The sequence below is a fragment of the Nocardia amamiensis genome (assembly GCF_015477605.1).
Classification (GTDB): domain Bacteria; phylum Actinomycetota; class Actinomycetes; order Mycobacteriales; family Mycobacteriaceae; genus Nocardia; species Nocardia amamiensis_A.
The window spans coordinates 188,674-204,779 of the sequence record NZ_JADLQX010000010.1; the positions used below are offsets into that span (position 1 = coordinate 188,674).

The following is a 16,106-nucleotide window of genomic DNA, read 5'->3' on the forward strand; positions in this document are numbered from 1 at the left end:
TTCTTCGTGCTCTGTGTGCTCACGGGCAGAGCGTAATCCGAGGGACCGACAGTCGATCTTGATCGTTTGCGCAGCTCAGAACAGTTTCCACTCATCCAGCTGCCCGATCAGCCAGTCGAGTCGTTCGGGCGTCATCCGCTTCCGTACGGCGTCTTCGTCGGATTCCTGCTTGGCTCCGTACTGCCACCACGCCTCGTTCGTCAGGCGATCCATGACCAGGAAGCGATCCTTGACGGCCGGACCACGGATGACCAACGAGGCAGTGTAGGGCTCGGCTACCACGGCGTGCACCATCGAGTGGTGCAGAGCGTAGCTGGAGCCGACGAGTTCCTCTCGCGCCTGCAGCACCGGCAGTTTGGCCGGATCGACATGCTCGTCCACCTCGGCGTTGCCAAACAGATAGTGCCGGTATTGGCCGCGCAGGATCCGGCTGGCATACGACCACCGGTGATTGTGCGGCCGGTCGAAGTAGCCGGGCAGGAAGATGTGCAGCCGAACGCGGAAGCCGGCCTCGGCGTCATCGTGCAGCACCAGCTTGTCCAGAATGTCGTAGTGCTCGCACAAGTTGAACAACTCCGGCCTAGCGGGCAAGACGGCGATCCGATTGCGCACGATGCTGGGGTCCTCGACCAAGATGTCGAGCACTTCGATGCAGGCGGTTTCGACGGCGTCGATATCGTTCCAATCCAGGTCGCGAAGACTCTCGACCAGGGTTTCCATGGTGTCCATCAGGCAGGCTCGCTTTCGGGTTTGGCGCTGGACTTCCACAACCGGCAGACCGGCACGATGTCGTCGTAGGCAGCACACGACGCCTTGCCCATCACCAGCTCCTCGGCCGGGCAGCCACCCTGGCAGGCACTGGCTTTGCAACCGCCGCAGGAGCTTTCGGCCAGCGCGCTGGTGAACAGGTCGAACTCATTGACCCCGTGATTCAGCTGCACCTGACCGTCGACCATCTGCGCGAAGTGCAGCTCGGTGTCGAACAGATAGGAGCAGACGTAGCAGCGGCCGTCCGGGAAGATCGAGATCCGATCTAAGGTCCGGCCGATGCACCCCTGGTAACCCTCGGCGGCGTAGCGCTCCATTTGGTCACGCCGGGCATAGGTCGGCTGATACCACACCCGCGTGTTATACTGTGGTGCAACAACATTCAAGTTGTCGCAGAAGTCCACCCACTCCTGCGGATTCATGGCCATCTCCGGGTTGCCGTGCCCGGTGCCGATGGTCGAGAAGACATGGAACTTCACCAGGCTGACCCCGAGCTGATCGGCAATGTCGAGCAGTTGCAGCACGTCCTGCTCGTTCGCCTTGTTCACCGTGCAGATGATGCGGGTGTCGAAACCGCGGCGGGTCAGTTCGGCGGTGGTTTCCAGCGCCTGGGTGAAGGTCCCCGCACCACGGATCGCATCGTGGCTGTCGCCGCTACCCCCGTCCAAACTGACTTGGATGTAGGCGAAATCCTCGGGTTCGAGCTTGCGGAACTTCTTGAGCGCGGGCTTCTGGGCGTTGGTCGTGGTGATGACGTGCTTGTAGCCCAATTTCCGACTGAGACGAATCGCCTCGCAGTAGTGCGGGTGCAGCGTCGGCTCGCCACCGAGGATGGTCAGCTTGTCACCGCCCATCCGCCGCCAGGTGGTCAGGGTGTCCACAATCTGCGGCAAGGGCATCTTGAGCGCGCGGTCCAGCCGCTCACCCATGTAGCAGTGTTCGCAGCGTAATTGGCACGCTTCGGTGATGTAGAGGTAGACGTTGCGGAACCGGCCGTACGCGACGCGGTCAATCCGGTCCGGTTCAGGAACGTCGGCACCACGGGGCATGCGGGCATGGCCATAGCGGTCGCCGTTGGCTCGCAGGCCAGGGGTAGGCAGATCAACGGTTGTCATCGTGGTGCACTCCGGGAAATAAGCAGCGGGGCAAGTAAATTGGCCGCCCCGTCGATGGTGTTGGTGGTGTCGAGCTGGGTGAGGGTGACATCGGCACGGGCGAAGCCATCGCGGATGCCGACTGCCGCCTGGTGGTAGCGCTGCATACGCGCTTTGAACAGCCGCGGTGAATCGCCGCGTCGGGGATGCAGCAAGCCCCCGCACCGGCCGCACTGCCACGGGTCGGCATCACTCGGGATCGCCGGCAAGCGGGGATCGTTGATCGGGTCACGCTCGCAGCGATGGCAGACCTTCCGGTTCCGGGCGCGCTGCCGGAGCGTCTTGACGTCGGTCACCACTTCGATGGCTTCGATGTGGCAGGGCGTCAGCGACGACAGGATCGCCAGCAGCTGATCAACCTGCGCCGCGGAACCGGGAAAATTGTCGAGCAGCACTGCCTGAACCGTCGGGTCCGCATTGACGGTCTCGAAGTAGGAGCGGAGTGCTGCTGCGACGGTGTAGTCGTCGATCCACCCCAACTGCTCCGGCGTAACCGCCGTTGCGGCCAGCACCTCCTGCGAGACATGCTCCCGCAGTCGGAACACCCGGCGCCCAGGTGCCGATCCGAGCTGCATCGTCAGCGTCGTTTTGCCCGCTGCTGGCGGACCAAAGATGGGAACTACTAGGGACAACGCCACGGCCTACCCCTTTCCTCGGCAAGGTTTTCGTGACCCGCCCAAGGGTCGGTTTCTGGGGTGAAAAGGGCCACGACAAGGGGGTATTCGGGGTATGTATGAAACGTATAGCGTCGCCTGTCAAGCGCTGGTAGGGTCACGCGACCAAAGCGAAACGGCGAGAAAACCCAGGAAAACCCGGGAGCGGCCATCATGACGCGGGGACCCCAGACAGAGCGGTACTGCGCTCGTTGTGGGAGCAGGCTCAATCGGTACAATCTTGAATCGCGTTGCGCGCCATGCGAAATCGCGCTCCGGGATGAACGACAGCAGCCGTCGCCGGTACCACCAGCCTTCTGGCAAACCGATCAGATGCGCGATGCGCTCGCCACTTGGCACATGGGCCGGGTGATCTTCGCCTACCGCACGCACCCATTTCACCATCGGCCCCTGCCGCAGGAGCTGGTTGCCACCTGGCTTGGCCTCACCCAGGCCCAACTCAGCCGTATCGAGAAGGGGCCAGCACCCGAGCAACTGTCGAAACTGATCCGTTGGGCGGAGGCGCTGGAAGTGCCGCCCGAGCTGCTTTGGTTCAAGCTGCCAGCAAAGTCCGGCGCTACGCTCGGTGATGTGAAACGCCAGGAATTTGTTCGCGCCGCGCTGGGCGTCACTGCGGCGGTCGCGACCAAACAGCCGCTGCTGGATTTGCTGGCCCAGCTTGAACCAACGCCTGTCCCGTCGACGGTCGGCCTGGCGGAAATCGAGCAGGTGCGAACTGCCGCGCGCGAGTTCAGCTCCTGGGATCACACCTACGGCGGTGGCCTGGTTCGAGAAGCGGTCTCGGCCCAGCTTCGCTATGCCGTGAACTTGCTGGGTGCCAGTTGTGCCGAGAAGCACCGCATGGACCTGCACAGCGCAGTCGGGTTCCTTGGACATACGGCCGGGTTCATGGCCTTCGATGCCTACGCGCACGCTGATGCCCGCAGCATGTTTCAGCTCGGGCTGACCTGCGCCGAAGAGGTCGGCAACTGGCACCTTCGAGGCAAGGTGTTGTCGTCTATGGCTCGTCAGGCCATCTGGTGCGGGCACCCCGACGATGGGCTCACCTTCATCGAACTGGCTATGGTCCGGGCTGATCGACTAACGGCGACGGAGCGGGCCATGCTGCACGCGGCAAGAGCCCGAGCGCTGGCCAAACTGCACCGCACCGACGAAGCCGTGCGAGCGGTTGGACAAGCTGACGAGGAGTTCGCGCAGGCGGCGCCGGAGAACGATCCGCCCTGGATGGCCTACTACGACCATGCCCAGCACTCCGGCGATACCGGGCATGCCTTGTTCGATGTGGCACTCGAAGGCCGGTTCGTCGGTGAGGCCCGGCAACGATTGGAGATTGCCGTTGCCGGACACACCGACGCCTTTGTCCGCTCGCGGGCAATATCTGGCATCAAGCTGGCGTCGCTCACCATGGCCACTGGCGATCCGGTAGAGGCTGCCTCCTTCGGCCAGACTGCGCTCGGCGACGCTGGACACCTTCGTTCCCGCCGGGCGGCGGATGATCTGCGTGAGCTTCGCATGTTCACCCAGCCACATGCCCAAACAACGGAGGTTGATGAACTGCGCTCGCAGATCGACAGCACGCTGGTTTCCGCATGACGGACGTGACCGGAACCGATTGGCTGGCGATCGTGCGTTCGGCCGGCACCGCGGTCGGCCTGGACGTGGACCATGCCGAACCGATTCAGGTCAGTGAGAACGCCATCTACCGGCTACCAGGATCGGTTGTCGCTCGGGTGAGTCGGCCAGGGCAACTGGCAGCAGCACGGCGCGAGGTCAACGTGGCTCGCTGGTTGCAGCAATCCGGCGTTCCAGCGGTGCAGGTTGTTCCTGATGTCGACCAGCCCGTCGAGGTCGAAGGCCACGCGATTACCTTCTGGCGCGAACTACCGCCGCACCATCAGGGCACCCCGACGCAGGTCGCTGCCCTGCTCAAGCAGCTCCACCATCTGCCGATTCCAACCGAACTCAACCTCGGGAGAATCGCGCCGTTCGTGCGGCTGGACGAGCGGATCGCCGCCGCCCATACCCTGTCGGATCCCGATAGGCGTTGGCTCCGAGAACATTTGGCGGACCTCCGGCAACGGTGGGAGTCGCTTCCGAAGGGGCTTCCTTGGTCTGTGATCCACGGGGATGCCTGGATCGGCAACGTGGCGGCGATAGAAGATGGTGAGGCCGTCCTCCTCGATCTGGAGCGGACATCGGTCGGGCCACCGGAATGGGATCTGGTGCACACGGCGATCAAGCAGAGTTCGTTCGGGTGGATCACCGAACAGCAGTACGCCGAGTTCTGTCAGGTGTACGGCCATGATGTCGCCACCTGGGAGGGGTTCGAGCTGCTGCGGGACATCCGGGAACTACGGATGACCACGATGGCGGCGCAGGCAGCCACAGCCAATCCGGCCTACCAGGAGCAAGCGCTTCATCGACTGGGGTGCATCCGAGGGGAATGGGGATCGCGGCCTTGGGCAGGGTGGACTGCGCTCTCCTAACGTGGTGAACGCACAGCGTGGCGCAACCTCGCGACAGATGGACGGACGTACGCTGATAGCCGACCACGCTCAGGCGGCCGGTCGATCACTAGTTGCTAAAGATATATTGGTACGTGCGTAGTGACGGAGAAGTCCACTAATGGAAGATCACCAGCTGGACCTGGGGGACGAAGCCCAAGCGGGAGCGGTCGCACGATATTCCGAGGAGGATCAGAGTGCTCTTGAAGCACACTACGACCGATTCCTCGGAGATAACCGATTCCGTATGTTCCATGAGAGAATATCTGAGTATGTACACCTCGATATCTACATATACGGAACATCGCCAACACGACCATTTGTCACCCTCGCTACGTCAGGCATGGGAGCAGCGGACGTTCCACGTGATAGCACCAAGCCAACCCGTCGTTCCGAACTGGTGACATACGTACCACATGATTGGGACTTTTCCTCACCGGAAGCAGCATGGCTATTTGCTCGGTTATTTGAGTTAGCGAGATTTCCTCACTCATCGCAAGAGGTGATGGCCAAACATCATACGATGTGCATATTTGACGAGAGAACCAATCTCGCCGATGCCTTGTTTCCCGGTTCGCTGCTCACACATTGGTACCTTCGCTCGCTAATCAATGAACCGGAAGAGATCGATCATCTTATCCTGCCAAGCGGGCAACATCTGAACTTCATGTGGCCGTATCCCATAACTCGGCATGAGTATTATTTCGCCACACAGGCATCGGAAACCACCGACTTGGAAGTGGAGTTGGCAACTCACGCACCGATACCGATTGATATCCATCGGCAATGCATATTCTCTCCCGAGAATCGCCACCAAAAACGTACGCGCCTGAAGGAACAAAAGCGCCTCGCGCGGGCAATGCCAAAGACTCCTTGGATGGAGATACCTTGCGACTTGCATCCACAACAGTTCACGGAGCCCAGAAAATAGTAATATGGCACAATCTATAAGCTGGGCTCAGATCGTCCTGAGTACTGTTTCCGGAGCGACAGCCGGTGGCGTGGTGAACATTCTCGCCGGTTCAACCAAGGCAGAACGTGAGGAGCGAGGCAAACGGCGAATTGATGCACGAGCAGACGTCGGAAAATCTCTGCGCACTTTTCGCCACGAGTACAGGCGCGCGCGGCTTCAGCGGCTTGAAAATCAGACTGTCGAAGTGGATCAGGTTTTCAAGGCAGCGCTACAGCTGGCATCGGCGACCAACACGGCAATGCGTGCCTTGTCAGCTATTGAGCGCCTTCGTCTCCGGCGAGGTGTCGCATCAGTTATCGGTGCTGAAACGATCGGGTTAGCGAATCTTCAGCCTGACGGTGCAGAGGAGATCGACGGCGCAGCGCTTCACATGGCAGCTGAAAAGTACCGCCGCGATCCGCAAGTATCAATTCGACAGTTGATCGAGCTCGACCCAACGGAGCCATCGTGGGATCTTCGATCGAATCGCATCGAACGACTTGCGCGTAAATATCCCTGATGCTTGAGGACTTGACCGGTCCCCGATGACAGGACCACCCGGTTCTTGAGTCCGGGTTGTTTTCGATCCAATTTCAGTTGATGCTGCAGGCCACGGGGTGGTGGGTGTGGCTGCAGCGGGCAGCGTACTCGGCCGGGGTCAGATAGCCCAGCGCCGAATGCCGATGCCGTCGATTGTGTTCGTTCTTGAAGTCGCCGATCACCACCCGGGCCTCGAGCAGGCTGGTCCAGTGGTTGCGGTTGAGACACTCAGCGCGCAGCCGCCGGTTGAACGACTCGATATGGCCGTTGTTCCACGGCGTGCCCGGCGGGATGTAGACGATCCCGACACGATCAGCGCAAAACCGTTGCAGTGCATGGGAAATCATCTCCGGACCGTTGTCCATGCGCAGCACTCGCGGCGGCCCGCCCCGCGCGGTGAACACCTTCTCCAACTCGGCGACCAGTCTTTCGGCGGTGATCGACCGCTCCACCAGGTGCAGCAGCGATTCGCGAGTGTGCTCGTCGATCATCGACGCGATCTTCACCGCTTTGCCGTCTACGGTGGAGTCGAACTGGAAGTCCAACGCCCACACCACCTTCGGTGCATCGGCGCCGATCGGCGGCACCGACGACGCACCAGCCCGCTTGCGCGGCGAATGGGCGCGAACCTGCAAGCCCTCCTCACGCCAGAGCCGGTGCACTTTTTTCTTGTTCACCTCCGAGCCCTCATCGAACCGCAACGCCGCCCACGCCCGCCGGAACCCGTGCCCAGGGTGTTTCGTGGCATACGAACGCAACCATGCCCGCAAACCAGCGTCCGGATCGGCCGGGGACTGCGCGGCCGGCACCCGCCGATAGGTGGACCGAGCCAGCCCAACAACCTTGCACGCGAACCGCTCCGACAAGCCCATCACGTCCGTGAGCATGCCGACGACGCGGCGTCCGGCCGCTGGGCTCACCATTTTCCCTTGGCGATCTCCCGCACCAGCTCCGACTCGGCCAGCAGCCGCTTCAGGCGGGCGTTCTGTTCCCGCAGTTCCTTCAGCTCCTTGGCTGCATCGGTATCCATCCCGCCGTATTGCCGGCGCCAGTTATACAACGTCGCCGCCGACACTCCCAGCTCGGCGGCGACCTGCTCGCCAGTGCACCCCTCGGCAGCCAGCTCGTCGGCACGCCGCAGCTTCCGCACGATCTCCTCCGCGGAATGCCGCTTGCGTCCAGCCATGATCCCTATCGTCCCTTCCAGCCCTCACCAGGGCCAACAGGACTCTAGTACCGAGCGGTCTCATTCACTGGGAACGGGCCAGACTGAGTCGTGAAAATTGCCATTCGGCCTAAAATCCACATCCAGTTTTCTTCGGGATCTATTGATGTTGCTCTCGGAAGGAGTTAAAACAGTAAAGGTAAGAGGAGAATCAAGATGCCGGTAGCCGTCCCATTGATTAATGCCGCAAAGATGTCACAATTAATAGTGATGGACCCAGACTATCCACAATACGAACTCCTCGCGAGAGCGCTCTATGCTCAATTCGGCAACATCTATGAATACAACCTGAGCGAAGGGCAAGACGCTGGTTTTGACGGCCAGGAATGGACCGGTGAGCTTCGCATCGCAGTGAGACAGTATCTGCTCCACGAACTACCGGCGGATGTTCGGAATGGGTTGTTTCGCACCAAAGACAGTGCCACTACTGACGTCGATGTTGAGGAACGAGTCGATCAGCTGCTCCAGCTGGAACCCTGGGAAGTAGCCTTCGAGGTGCGCAACGCCGCGGTGGCTGCGGTTCCGACACTTCGCGAGCTGATCGGCCATCTCGACACCTGGCCCTCTGGAGAGGAGTCGGCCGACGCCATCGTGTGGTTAGAAGCCAATTCCACGATGACCGAGTGGCGTGCGGTTGCGGAAGCAAGCAACCACGACGAGCTACAAGACATCCTGATGGGGAACCACGGGCGTGCGGTGGCACCTCAGGATCTGGTGCGCGTGCTGTCGCCACCGGAACTCCTTGCAGCATGGCAGTGGCAATTTGGTCCGGCCGAATCTGATCTCACTGACGACGAATGGCGGCTCATTGAGTCGGCGATACCACCGCGAAAGATTGGAACCCGAAGAGGTGAAATCGTGTTCCGCCCGTGGAAAGAGTCTCAGCTTGCCCAGAGACGTCGCAATCTCAATGGAATCCGCTACAAATTCGCGGAGGGCGTGCGATGGACCGAGGTGCCACCACGCTACGGCGACCGCCTCGACCAGACATGGCAAAACTACGCCAAGAGCGGGTTTCTTGTGCGTGTCCGCGATGCACTGCAAGACAATCCAGATGCTATAGCCCTCGTGGCCTGGCTGGACAAGGTGATTGCCGATGCTCCGAAGAAAGGCACGCCACGTCGGGCGCTGGGAGTAGCGGCATGAACCTCCATCTACATCCACGGTCGTGGTACATAGAGGAGGTAGAGATCGTGGGCTATTCGCCGATGGGCCACCTGTTCGATGCAACGCTGCGCTGCCGTCAGTGCCAGCGCGTACGCAGAAAACGGTACTTAGATACGCTTCTCGTGTTCCGGTTGAGCATGATGGGCCTGCGTGATCCTGAGTACCGAGGAAAGGCCACTGAGATTTCCGAGCAGATTAGAGACGATGTGTGGGCCGCGCTTTAGCATCTGGACAACTGACACGATGGAAGTTCTATGTTGCTGGACACGACTTCATCGTCGCTGCAGCAGCTGGTTGACTGTTGCTGTTAACCACAAGAAAAGAGAGCAAGGCAACGCATACTATGACTGAGTCCGTTAGCGATAATTTTCCAACACTAGTCAGGCAGCTACTGGACCGGCAAGCTGAGTCCCGAAGCCTTGACTATAAGGCGCCAATGTCATTTGGCCCAGCAAAGAAGGATAAGGGCAAGATCCTCCAAGACATCGTTGCTTTGTCCAACACCCGTGATGGTGGGTACGTACTTATCGGTGTAGAACAAACCGGCGGTCGGTTCGTACCGGCTGGGATATCCGCCGAGCAAGCTGCCTCGTTTGACCCGACGAGGATTGGCGAATTTGCCAAAAACCATTTCTCGCTCCTTCCTGAGGTCTCCTCACACGTAGTAGCAATCGATGGTATCGACCTCCTTTTGCTGCGTGTTGGAGAATTTGACAATGAACCGATTGTCTGCACCAAGGACCTGCACGATGAAAATAGCAAGGCTATCCTACGGGCGGGAAGTATTTACGTGCGCACCGTCGACGCCCGCAGCATTGCCATTGACTCGGGTGAGTCCATGCGCGCCTTCCTCGATCTGGCCGTTCAGAAACGAGGAGAAGCTCTTCTAACTCAGATCCGAGGACTCGTTGGCTCTCCTCTAATCATCGAGGCAAGTGGTCCGCCAGATGCTTACCAGAGCGAAATTGCATCCGCTGCGGACCTGTACTCTAAGGAAGAGCTTACCAGCCCCAAGGCGTACTGGTATGTCGAAATTCTTCCCAGGGTATATGACAAGGAGCGCGTCCCTACCGTTGTCCGACTGAAGGAGATCCGGCGAGAATCTGTGGTGTCACTTCGCGGTTGGGACTTTCCGCACGTAGATCGCGAGAATGATCATATCTTTGAGGACGGCATCCAGTCTGTCACGCACTGGGCTCACTACCATGAGGCACACCGATTCTATCGATCAGGGCTGTTCACATGGCGATCATTAATTAGTGAGGATTTTACCGACAGGTATGCTGGCTCGATTAGCTATGTGTCCGCAATCTATACCATTACCGAATACTTTGTGTTTGCCAGCCGATGTGCGGCTTTAGTAGCCGATAGTGGTGATTTCATTATTCACCTGGGCGTGACTGGACTGAAAGATCATGTGCTTCGATCCGATCCAGGCATCTTCTTTCATGACTATTCGACCGGTGCGGAACGGTTTGATCGCAGCTACGACGTGAGCCTTGAGGAACTGCGATCTTCACATCTTGACCTTGCCGCAGATGCTGCACGGCGGTTGTTCGATCTGTATGGTCTTGACATCACACTCGATGTCATCCGAGAGTGGCAGGAAAAATTCACTAACCGTCGATTCTGATCATCCCTGATCGAGTGTTGGCGTGGCAAGCATCTTGTCGGGCTGCCTTCTCGATGCGATGATACTGGGATGCCTCCCGTCGCCCGGACACAAGGGGAAACACCAGATGAGCTGAAGCGACGCGCTGCAGTCGAGCGGCGCGAACGGTTCAGAGACAGGGAAGAGCAGTTTGAACGGGATCGCGCTTCGGCTACGACGGATGCAGAGCGGGAGAAGATTCAAGCAGACTTCGTTGCGGAGCGAACCCGGCACAGAGAAGAGGACATAGCGAGCGGCAACCGAGCACCCGGTGTGGGCGTAATCGGTCGTCAGGTCATGTGGCTGTCCTGGATCGACATTGCAGTTCGCCATGAACTGGAAGCAAGAGCGGCCGGAACAAACATTGATCCTTCCAGCTCAGCCCTAGGGGATGAATTCTCCGCATCGCTGGTGGCGATAACCGCGAGCGCTCTCACAGTCGAGGCATTGTATGCAGAGTTGAAGTACCTTGTGCCCTCCCAGAAACTGACCACGTCTGGACGCAAGAACAAGCAGTTCCAGATTGTCCGCAACACACTTGGCGTCGCATTCGGTCTTACGGAATCGACTACACAGCGTCTCGGTTCAAGACTCCAATCGCTATTTGAGCGACGGAATTTCGCTGTTCATCCGTACTCGGAATTGGCACCACTTGAGGCACATCCGGGCGGAGTGATGTCCACCGCCGAGCTGGCAAGATTCAACGCAGCCACAAGCCGTGAGGCAGTGGATTGTGCATTTGAAGTACTGGCTGTCGCTGCTTCACCATTAAAACCGGCCAATAGGTGGGTCGAACGCTGGGTAGGCGAGCATGCTTCATCGCAGGCTGATTTCGTCGCTCCACTGCGTGCGCGCCGCTAGGGGTTCGAGGTGCACTACGACCTCGTAGACGGTCGCATCTCAACTCCACGTCCTCGCAGCGCCTTCCACACACTTCCCTTGCTCTTCCCGAGCGTCCGCGCCACCTTGTTGAGGGAGTCGCCAGCGCCGTAAAGCCGCACCGCCCAGTCGATCTCCTCCTCAGTCATCGGTTGGTACCGCATCTGGACGCCATGCTCCTGGAGGATCTTGAGCAGCCCACCTTTGGACAGGCCGTACCGCTCACACAGTTGGTTGGTGGAGGTACCGCCTTGGTAGGCATCGACCAACTCGGCGATGGTGGCAGCCGACAGCCGCCGATCCAGCCGCCGTGGTTGAACGCTGCTGCTCGCCGTCTTCGCAGGCCGACGGGCCGGAGCAGCCTCCACCTTGGCGATGACCTTGGCAAGCCAGTCCGGTTCCCACTGTTTCAAATACCGTCCGCTCACCCCGACAATCAAAAACCCCCTCCGACCAGCGTCGGAGGGGGTTTGCTGTTATTCGACCACTCGTAGCCTTGGGACCAATTTGGGACCATCGGCGGTTTCGCGGGGATGGCCGGGTCCCATGCGGGCCAGTAGCTCGGGGATCTGGGGTCCGCTGTTCGGCGTCGTGAGGAACCGCGACAGCAGCTGGCCATCGTTCTGCAATGCCTTGACATCGGGATGCAGATACCGCTGCGTGATGCGGGGATCGGTGTGTCCGGCGATCCGCTGTAGTCGGTGCAGGGGAACCCCAGCGTCGGCGAACCAGGTCAACCCGGTGTGCCGCAGATCGTGCCGCCGAAGGTGCTCGTAGCCCAGCTGCGCGACGACGTCATCCCAATGGGTGGCATCGCGAAGGACGCCGGTAGCGATCCGCCCGCCACGCGGCCCGACGAACAACCGCTCGCTCATGAACGCTTCTCGTCGGTCCTCATCGCTCGCGCTGTGTAGAGCAGGATCGGAGTCCACGCGGGTGCGAGCGGCGTTGATCCGGCGCAAGATCAGCGGCCGAATCTCCTCGATGAGCGGGATCGGCCGTGCCCGTTTGCCTTTCGTCCGCTTGTCCCGCATCCCACCGGGACCGGGGGTTGTCTGGCGCCGCAGCGTCCACACCCACTGCTCGGTGTCGATGTCGCGTATCCGACAGCCGGAGACCTCGCCGATCCGGGTCGCCGTGCAAGCCGCGAATTTCACCACATCACCCCAACCCTGATACCGGCCAGCCGAAGCGGCGACGAGTGCGGCAGACAGCTGCTGGAGCGTCGACCAGTCCGGCAAAGCCAGCGCCCGCGGATTGTCGAGTTCATCCTCATGCTTCGCAAGCTGCCGCTGCCACCCGCCGACATCAACACGGTTGCGGTCGATGACCTCATCGCGAACCGCCTGGTCCATCACGCGTCCCAACGCGGCGAGCGTGTTCTTGATGGTGGACTCACCGCACCCGTCGGCAATCCAGGCGGACACAGCCCGATCGGCAAGGCCGGTCGTGATCATCGTGACCGGCAGATGCCCGAGCGTTGGCACAATGCGGAGCCGCCACCCCGCCCTGTACGGATCTAACGTCTTCGGCTCCACACCGCGCATAGCGGTGTCCCAGTGCGCATTTCCGTACTCCGCCAGAGTGGCGGTCGCGGTCTTCGGGTCAACGCCGCGAGCGGCGGCCTGCTCGATCTGTTCGATCCAAGCCTCCGCCGCCTCGCGGGTGGCGAACGACTCGGACCTGGACGCGCGTCGCTTCGTTACCGGGTCGGTCCAGCGCACCCGCGCCCGGTGCGCGCCGACCTTCCCCCGGAACTCGATGTCACCGCGGATCGAGACCCCGAGTGGGATCACCTGTATCTGACCGTCCATCACGCCGCCGCCGGATCGATGCGCTGGTTCTTTAGGTAGGCGATGAGGTCGGCACCGCTGTAGCGGATCACCCGGTCGGAGACCACCACGAACGGGGGTCCCTGGGGCGGGCGGGCGGTGCGCCAGCGGCGGAGACTGGAGGCGTCCACGCGGAGGACCACCGCTACCTCTTCGGTGGTGTACCACTCTGATGGCTGGAGTTGCGCGTTATCTTTCATGGACCGCCCCCTTTCTGTCGAAGTGACGCTTTGTAATTTGGCTTTCTTGAGCATGATTCGGTTTGGGCATCTGGTTCCAGGTTTGGCCGTCGAGGATGCGGCCGTGCTGCTTCGGGGTTCGGCCGCCCCACTGCCCAGTTGACTGCACCACGAATGCACCGTGGGCAACGGTCGGGACCGATCTCCCACCATGTCCTGACCATTGACAACCGGCAGAAGTGATCGTTGAAATAGTCCAACGATGATCGAACCTGACCCCCAACTCGAAGAGGAACTCAACGCCGCTCACAGCCTTTACCCGATCGGCGACCATGTGACCGGAGTGGTCACGCTGATTCCGCGACCCGGCGTCATCGGACTGTTCGCCGACTTGGGCCATCCACCCACCGGATTCGTCGACATCCTGAATCTGCCGTTTTCCGCCGACCAATGGCCGGCTGTCGGCACAGTAACCGAGTTCGAGGTCCTCCAGCACACACGCGGCCAGGTTCGCCTCTGGCCTCTCGATCCCGCCTTCCGATCGAGCACAACAAGGTTTCCCATCATGAGCGAGTCCGAATGGTGCGCCGCCAAGAACCGCCACCCCGTCGGCTCCGCAGTCACCGCCGAGATCACCGACGTCTTCCCCAGCAACCGCGAATACGTCGTCGTATTCGATGGCCTCTGGTCCGTCCTGTCCTGGTCCGGCACGCCCCCCGTCATCGGCACCACCGCACAGTTCACCGTCGACCGACATCTCGACGCGACCCGAAGAATTCGGCTGCGCAGCGCCTGACAAACTCAGCACCTCGTCATGGCTTGCGCCAGTCATGGTGCAGAGAAGTTTGAAGAAGAACGGCACCCCGGCGTGGCGACACTGGTAGTTGAGCTGACGTGCCCAGTCCGGTCGCATGGGCCGCGCTGCGGGCCCGGACTCCCCGCCGGCCATGACCCAATGCAACTGTGGTTCCGGCTCCCAGTCGCAGCAGTCACCCGGGCTTTCACAGTTGTTCCAGCTGCGGTCTATGCCTCCCCGGCATCCGCACCTGGCGGGGCAGGGATTCGGAAACAGACTCGGCCACAAATTGACCGGTCCCAGCAGTGGCTCGCAGGACACGAACCGCACCGCGGCCGGGATCTGCCGCAAGTGCTCAGCCCGGACAACGGCCTCCTGGTTCTCCACCGAGACGCCCATCCACAAGTTCGCAGGCCAGTTCAGGCGATCGGCCAACCGGCGAGCGCGCAGCGACCGTTTCGTCAGCACTTGGTAGGTGTGCTGCGGTGTCTGGCGGATCACGTCGAACACGTCGCGGATGAAGGATTCCGGCACCCTGGCGTGGAAGAGGTCGCTCATGCTGTTGACGAACACCAGCCGCGTTTCCGCCATTGGGTTGGAATGTCCAGCGCTGCATGGTGAATGGTCACGCCGAACCCTGGCCCGGAGGTCCTGGGGTCTCCGTCGGCTTGGTACTTGTCGGCGCCCATCGTTTTCAGTCGCTTGGCCATCGCCAGTGCGTAGCAGGCGTGTGGAACGCGATGCAACACCGCTGTCGACACTGTCGACTCGACGAGCAGCATCGGTCGGTCGCGTGGGCATTTCGTTGCCGCTATCAGCGTCGGTTATCGCCTGACGACCCGGCTAATATCGGATACGCCAGACAGTTCACAACCAGCAAACACGGACATAGCGCCCGAGAACGCACCTGCGCGGGAAGTCAGACCATGCGGACGGTATCTGGTCAGCTCTGCTGCAGCATGCGCTGCATCTGGTCGATTTCGCTCTGCTGGGTGGAGATGACGGTTTCGGCGAGCTTGCGGGCCTCGGGGTTCTTGCCGTTCGCCAGTTCGGTTTGTGCCATCTCGATCGCGCCGCGGTGATGTTCGATCATCATCGACAGCCACATCCGGTCGAACTCGCTACCGGACATCGATTGCAGCGATGCCATGCTTTCCGGCGACATCATTCCCGGCATTCCCGGCATCCCTGGCATGCCGTGGTTCGCCGTAGGCGCAGGCTTGCCGAACTGCTGCAGCAACGCGGAAATCTGGGCCATTTCCGGCTGCTGAGCAGCCTTGATGGCTGCCGCCAGATCCAGCACCTGCTGATTCTGCGAGCGCGAGGGCACCATGTCCGCCATCTGCACCGCCTGGGCGTGGTGTGGATACATCATCTGCAGGAACGTGACATCGGCGTCGTTGTAGTCCGCCTGCCCTGGCGTCTGCTGGGTCGTCCCCGGCATCGTCTCACCGGGTGTCGTCGTCCCCGCCGTCCCACCCTGGTCATCGCCGTCACCGCAACCGACCAGGGCAATCGCGGCAGCGGCGACGATGACAACGCCCCGCCGGAACAATGTCGATGCTGGGTACATTGGTGAACTCCTTGGCGTCTCGAACTGCGAGCGTTGGTCGAATCGGAGCGCTTGCCACACGTTCAGCGGCATGGTTCTGGCTGCGGCGTCCATCGCGGTCAGAACACCATCGACTCGGTCGGTGCACACAGAGAACCCTGTGGCGCACGTCTTCGATCGATATCTCGGCCGCAGCAGGTTCACCGCGGCACTTCTCCGACTGATACCACCGG

General features: G+C 60.9%; 15 protein-coding genes and 1 pseudogene. 7 read left to right on the forward strand and 9 right to left on the reverse strand.

The annotated features are described in order from the left end of the window. Positions 1 to 75 precede the first annotated feature (75 nt). From IU459_RS15710 to IU459_RS15720, 3 genes are read right to left on the reverse strand one after another with little or no spacing between them, the layout of a single operon-like run. Positions 76 to 729 (reverse strand): hypothetical protein, encoded by a 654-nt coding sequence (locus IU459_RS15710; protein ID WP_228837965.1) that lies wholly within the window; start codon positions 727 to 729, stop codon positions 76 to 78. Further along, complete coding sequence (locus tag IU459_RS15715; protein ID WP_195130262.1) at positions 729 to 1,883, reverse strand: radical SAM protein; 1,155 nt, start codon at positions 1,881 to 1,883, stop codon at positions 729 to 731. Before IU459_RS15715 ends, IU459_RS15710 begins: the two co-directional genes overlap by 1 nt. Beyond that, complete coding sequence (locus tag IU459_RS15720) at positions 1,880 to 2,560, reverse strand: hypothetical protein (RefSeq protein ID WP_195130263.1); 681 nt, start codon at positions 2,558 to 2,560, stop codon at positions 1,880 to 1,882. Before IU459_RS15720 ends, IU459_RS15715 begins: the two co-directional genes overlap by 4 nt. Before the next feature lie 348 nt (positions 2,561 to 2,908). Here IU459_RS15720 and IU459_RS15725 point away from each other — a divergent pair, with 348 nt between their 5' ends. The 4 genes from IU459_RS15725 (at position 2,909) to IU459_RS15740 (ending at position 6,572) form a co-directional block, all read left to right on the forward strand. After that, complete coding sequence (locus tag IU459_RS15725; protein ID WP_195130264.1) at positions 2,909 to 4,189, forward strand: helix-turn-helix domain-containing protein; 1,281 nt, start codon at positions 2,909 to 2,911, stop codon at positions 4,187 to 4,189. Beyond that, entirely contained in the window at positions 4,186 to 5,082 is an 897-nt protein-coding gene (locus IU459_RS15730) for a phosphotransferase enzyme family protein (protein WP_195130265.1), read from the forward strand. The genes IU459_RS15725 and IU459_RS15730 overlap by 4 nt, the downstream gene beginning before the upstream one ends. A 139-nt stretch (positions 5,083 to 5,221) precedes the next feature. Then, entirely contained in the window at positions 5,222 to 6,031 is an 810-nt protein-coding gene (locus IU459_RS15735) for a suppressor of fused domain protein (protein ID WP_195130266.1), read from the forward strand. A 4-nt stretch (positions 6,032 to 6,035) separates the two neighbouring features. Further along, positions 6,036 to 6,572 (forward strand): hypothetical protein, encoded by a 537-nt coding sequence (locus IU459_RS15740; protein WP_195130267.1) that lies wholly within the window; start codon positions 6,036 to 6,038, stop codon positions 6,570 to 6,572. A 73-nt stretch (positions 6,573 to 6,645) separates the two neighbouring features. Here IU459_RS15740 and IU459_RS15745 read toward each other — a convergent pair. Beyond that, positions 6,646 to 7,778 (reverse strand): IS3 family transposase gene (locus tag IU459_RS15745; protein WP_195130268.1). Its coding sequence is split into 2 segments (ribosomal slippage): positions 6,646 to 7,523 and positions 7,523 to 7,778, totalling 1,134 coding nucleotides; the frame shifts between segments, so codons are not numbered across the junction. Positions 7,779 to 7,973: 195 nt separating this feature from the next. Here IU459_RS15745 and IU459_RS15750 point away from each other — a divergent pair. The 3 genes from IU459_RS15750 to IU459_RS15760 all read left to right on the forward strand — a co-directional run bounded on the left by IU459_RS15750 (position 7,974) and on the right by IU459_RS15760 (position 11,496). Further along, positions 7,974 to 8,963, forward strand: coding sequence for a transposase (locus IU459_RS15750; RefSeq protein WP_195130269.1), 990 nt, complete (start codon positions 7,974 to 7,976; stop codon positions 8,961 to 8,963). 364 nt (positions 8,964 to 9,327) lie between these two features. Next, the gene (locus IU459_RS15755) at positions 9,328 to 10,617 is read left to right on the forward strand and encodes an ATP-binding protein (protein WP_267469812.1); all 1,290 of its coding nucleotides are present in this window, start codon (positions 9,328 to 9,330) and stop codon (positions 10,615 to 10,617) included. Positions 10,618 to 10,686: 69 nt separating this feature from the next. Then, positions 10,687 to 11,496, forward strand: coding sequence for a hypothetical protein (locus IU459_RS15760; protein WP_195130271.1), 810 nt, complete (start codon positions 10,687 to 10,689; stop codon positions 11,494 to 11,496). 14 nt (positions 11,497 to 11,510) lie between these two features. On the opposite strand, the gene IU459_RS15765 is transcribed toward IU459_RS15760, so the two are convergent. The 5 genes and pseudogenes from IU459_RS15765 to IU459_RS15785 all read right to left on the reverse strand — a co-directional run bounded on the left by IU459_RS15765 (position 11,511) and on the right by IU459_RS15785 (position 15,987). After that, on the reverse strand, positions 11,511 to 11,942 hold the full coding sequence (locus tag IU459_RS15765) for a helix-turn-helix domain-containing protein (RefSeq protein ID WP_324198886.1): 432 nt from the start codon (positions 11,940 to 11,942) through the stop codon (positions 11,511 to 11,513). Between the two features lie 48 nt (positions 11,943 to 11,990). Further along, the gene (locus tag IU459_RS15770; RefSeq protein WP_195130272.1) at positions 11,991 to 13,328 is read right to left on the reverse strand and encodes a site-specific integrase; all 1,338 of its coding nucleotides are present in this window, start codon (positions 13,326 to 13,328) and stop codon (positions 11,991 to 11,993) included. Beyond that, on the reverse strand, positions 13,328 to 13,546 hold the full coding sequence (locus IU459_RS15775; RefSeq protein WP_195130273.1) for a helix-turn-helix domain-containing protein: 219 nt from the start codon (positions 13,544 to 13,546) through the stop codon (positions 13,328 to 13,330). Before IU459_RS15775 ends, IU459_RS15770 begins: the two co-directional genes overlap by 1 nt. An 823-nt stretch (positions 13,547 to 14,369) precedes the next feature. Next, positions 14,370 to 15,046, reverse strand: a pseudogene (locus IU459_RS39670) (DUF5131 family protein); the annotation flags it as partial. A 218-nt stretch (positions 15,047 to 15,264) separates the two neighbouring features. Continuing rightward, positions 15,265 to 15,987 (reverse strand): DUF305 domain-containing protein, encoded by a 723-nt coding sequence (locus tag IU459_RS15785; protein ID WP_228837966.1) that lies wholly within the window; start codon positions 15,985 to 15,987, stop codon positions 15,265 to 15,267. Positions 15,988 to 16,106: the final 119 nt, after the last annotated feature.

Coding starts and splice junctions, on each gene's coding strand:
- IU459_RS15710 (WP_228837965.1), bottom strand. CDS start 729: ATGGACACCATGGAAACCCTGGTCGAGAGTCTTCGCGACCTGGATTGG.
- IU459_RS15715 (WP_195130262.1), bottom strand. CDS start 1,883: ATGACAACCGTTGATCTGCCTACCCCTGGCCTGCGAGCCAACGGCGAC.
- IU459_RS15725 (WP_195130264.1), top strand. CDS start 2,909: ATGCGCGATGCGCTCGCCACTTGGCACATGGGCCGGGTGATCTTCGCC.
- IU459_RS15730 (WP_195130265.1), top strand. CDS start 4,186: ATGACGGACGTGACCGGAACCGATTGGCTGGCGATCGTGCGTTCGGCC.
- IU459_RS15735 (WP_195130266.1), top strand. CDS start 5,222: ATGGAAGATCACCAGCTGGACCTGGGGGACGAAGCCCAAGCGGGAGCG.
- IU459_RS15740 (WP_195130267.1), top strand. CDS start 6,036: ATGGCACAATCTATAAGCTGGGCTCAGATCGTCCTGAGTACTGTTTCC.
- IU459_RS15750 (WP_195130269.1), top strand. CDS start 7,974: ATGCCGGTAGCCGTCCCATTGATTAATGCCGCAAAGATGTCACAATTA.
- IU459_RS15755 (WP_267469812.1), top strand. CDS start 9,328: ATGACTGAGTCCGTTAGCGATAATTTTCCAACACTAGTCAGGCAGCTA.
- IU459_RS15760 (WP_195130271.1), top strand. CDS start 10,687: ATGCCTCCCGTCGCCCGGACACAAGGGGAAACACCAGATGAGCTGAAG.
- IU459_RS15770 (WP_195130272.1), bottom strand. CDS start 13,328: ATGGACGGTCAGATACAGGTGATCCCACTCGGGGTCTCGATCCGCGGT.
- IU459_RS15775 (WP_195130273.1), bottom strand. CDS start 13,546: ATGAAAGATAACGCGCAACTCCAGCCATCAGAGTGGTACACCACCGAA.
- IU459_RS15785 (WP_228837966.1), bottom strand. CDS start 15,987: ATGGACGCCGCAGCCAGAACCATGCCGCTGAACGTGTGGCAAGCGCTC.